4 protein-coding genes are annotated in these 2,850 nt (G+C 61.8%); 1 reads left to right on the top strand and 3 read right to left on the bottom strand.

The annotated features are described in order from the left end of the window. Nucleotides 1-113: 113 nt before the first annotated feature. The 3 genes from WBP53_RS05565 to WBP53_RS05555 are packed head-to-tail and all read right to left on the bottom strand — an operon-like array spanning nt 114 to nt 2,444. The gene (locus WBP53_RS05565) at nt 114-536 is read right to left on the bottom strand and encodes a DNA polymerase III subunit chi (protein ID WP_423926766.1); all 423 of its coding nucleotides are present in this window, start codon (nt 534-536) and stop codon (nt 114-116) included. Nucleotides 537-540: 4 nt separating this feature from the next. Further along, on the bottom strand, nt 541-966 hold the full coding sequence (locus WBP53_RS05560) for a hypothetical protein (RefSeq protein WP_423926764.1): 426 nt from the start codon (nt 964-966) through the stop codon (nt 541-543). After that, entirely contained in the window at nt 963-2,444 is a 1,482-nt protein-coding gene (locus WBP53_RS05555) for a leucyl aminopeptidase (RefSeq protein ID WP_423926762.1), read from the bottom strand. The genes WBP53_RS05560 and WBP53_RS05555 overlap by 4 nt, the downstream gene beginning before the upstream one ends. 126 nt (nt 2,445-2,570) lie before the next feature. Here WBP53_RS05555 and WBP53_RS05550 point away from each other — a divergent pair. After that, a partial coding sequence (locus WBP53_RS05550; protein ID WP_423926760.1) for an LptF/LptG family permease occupies nt 2,571-2,850 on the top strand: 280 nt, incomplete at its 3' end.

Raw genomic sequence — 2,850 nt, 5'->3', positions numbered from 1 at the left:
GGGTTGGGGTGTACGAGATTCGATATTCGGGATTCGAGATTCGATGCGGTAGATTCTGGATGCGTGGAATCGCTCCTGCCAATCCCGAATAACAAATCCCGAATCCTGGCCCTTCACATCTCGTGCTTGTTCAATTCATAGCCGCGGCGCTTGTATTCACTCCAGCGCTTGCGGGACCCGTCGCGTTCCGCGGGATCGGCGGCCACGACTTCCAGTATGCGTTCGTGCTTGCCCAGCGCGCAGTCGTCGCGCAGGTTGATTGCGAGTGGGCGATCGCCGACGTCCATGCCTGGCGGCACGATGAGCACGGCCGTGATCGCATCATCGTCGTCGCCGGCAATCTGATGTGGGATGAATGCGTCGTCATCGAATGCCCAAAGACGCGCATCGATCTCCTCGGCCTGATCCTGGTTGCGGGCCAGGATCACGGTCGGTTGTTCGCTGGCGAACGCCTTGCGTGCGAGCTCGCAGACCAGCAGCAACGGTTCCTCGCGGAACCGGGGCTTGTCGATCAGATAGAAGTCGGCGCGCGGCATCTACTCAGAGCGTCGAGGCTGGAGCGCTGCCAGGCTGCAGCATGGTCATCAGGATCGTGCCAATGGCCGAAGCCATCGCGCAACCTATGACAAGTCCGAAGAACGAGAGAATCGGCGTCATGCGGGCACCGGCCGGTCGCGTCTTGAAAAAATAATACGGGACGAAAACGGCCGCAAGCAGGATGATGCCGATGTTCAGCCAGATCGGCCGACGAATATCCAGCTGGGCGCTATCCACCTGCAGCCATCGGAATCCGAGCACGAACAGGACCACGTTGGCGACCAGCTGCGGCAGGCTCAGGCTGATGCCCGATTCTGACGGAGCCGGGCCGAACGCCGCGACGATGATGCCGCCCACCAGCGACACGCCCAGCATTGCCGTGATCGCCGCGTTCTTTTGCCGCCTGGCCTGTTCAGCTTCCATGCTCAAGCGCAGCGGTTGATCAGGTATTGGGTCAGCAGCGGCACCGGGCGTCCAGTGGCGAGGCCCTTGCGGCCCTCGTTCCAGGCCGTGCCGGCGATATCCAGATGCGCCCAGCGGAAACCGGTGGTGAAGCGCGAAAGGAAGCAACCCGCCGTGATCGCACCGCCGTATTTGCCGCCGAGATTGGCGACATCGGCGAATGCCGAATCGAGGGCGCTCTGGTATTCATCCCAGAGTGGCAGGCGCCAGGCGCGATCCAGCGTGTGATTGCCGGCGTCGAGCAACTGTGCGGCAAGCTCTTCGTCCTGGGTCATCAGTCCACTGGCGTGCTTGCCAAGAGCAACCACGCAGGCGCCGGTCAGGGTCGCCGCATCGATGATCACCTCGGGGTCGAACTTCTGAGCGTAGGTGAGCGCGTCGCAAAGGATCAGGCGACCCTCGGCATCCGTATTGAGCACTTCGATGGTCTGCCCGGACATGCTGGTGAGCACGTCGCTCGGGCGATAGGCATTGCCATCAGGCATGTTCTCGACGGCAGCGGCGATACAGACCAGGTTGATCGGCAGGGCAAGTTCGACTGCGGAAACAAATGTGCCGAGCATGCCGGCAGCGCCACACATGTCGAATTTCATCTCCTCCATGCCTGCGCCGGGCTTCAGGGAGATGCCCCCGGTATCGAAGGTGATTCCCTTGCCGACCAGAACGGTGGGCTTTGCCCCCTTGCTGCCGCCGTTCCATTTGAGTACGACGAGTTTTGGCGGGTTTGCGGATCCCCGGGAGACGGCGAGCAGGGAGCCCATGCCGAGCTTTTCCATGTCCTCGCGTTCCAGGATCTCGCATTCCACGCCGTCGTGCGACGCGGCGAATGCCATCGACTGGTCGGCGATATAGGCGGGATTGCAGATATTTGGCGGCAGGTTGCCGAGCTCGCGCGCGAAACGCACGCCACTGGCGATGGCGGCGGCTTCGCTCAGGGCACGCTTGTTTTCCGTGCTGGTGAAAACCAGCGACTCCAGTCGCGCGGTCTTCGGCTCGTCTTTCGGCTTGAAGGTAGCGGTATAGCGATAGGCGTGCATGTCCGCAGCCAGCGCGGCGGTGCGCAATTTCCAGGCTGCATCGCGATCCGCTACCTCGAGTTCGACCAGGCAGGAGGTCGCGCTGGCAATCGGCAGGGCCTTCAGGGCGCGACCGGCTTCAAGTGCGGCGCGGTTGAAGGCTGCCGCGTCGAACTTGGCTTTTTCCCCGAGTCCGACAACCAGGACGCGGCCGGACTTGATGCCAGCAAGACCGAAGAAAATGGAACTGCTGCCAAGCTTGGCGGTGATGTCACCGGATTCGAAGAGGCGCTTGAGCGCTCCCGCCGAGGCCTTGTCGATACGTGTGGCGGCCGCGCTCATACTGCCATCGGAATACATGCCGACGATTACGCAGGGAGAATCGGTGCTTTCCGGTGGGGTGTCGCTCAAGCTGAACTTCAGGGTCATCAAAGGTTCCGTTTGCGGGATTAGAATGCCGGAGACGGCGCGCAAGTTCGCGCAGGTCGGTAAACTGCACGGGCTGCGCGTGGATTGCCCGTGGCGCCAAACCCGTCATTCTAAGGCACACCGCCGTTGCTTCGCATCATCGACCGATACCTGTTTCGTGAGCTCGTGATGTCATTTCTTGGCGTCGGCGCGGTTTTGCTGCTGATCAGCGTGGGTGAAACCCTGATCGCGGTGCTCAATCAGATCGCAAAAGGCAGCGTGCCAGCCGATCTTCTGGTCGCGATGATTGCCTTGCGCGCCATTGACAGCCTCAATGTGCTGTTGCCGCTGGCCATGTTTCTCGGTGTGCTGCTGGCCTATGGTCGGCTCTATCGGGACAGCGAAATGGCGGTCCTGAGCGCATCCG

Source organism: Dokdonella sp., from assembly GCF_049593775.1.
GTDB lineage: Bacteria > Pseudomonadota > Gammaproteobacteria > Xanthomonadales > Rhodanobacteraceae > Dokdonella.
The sequence above is the reverse complement of the archived record's forward strand: the minus strand, read 5'-3'. Positions and strand labels throughout refer to the sequence as shown.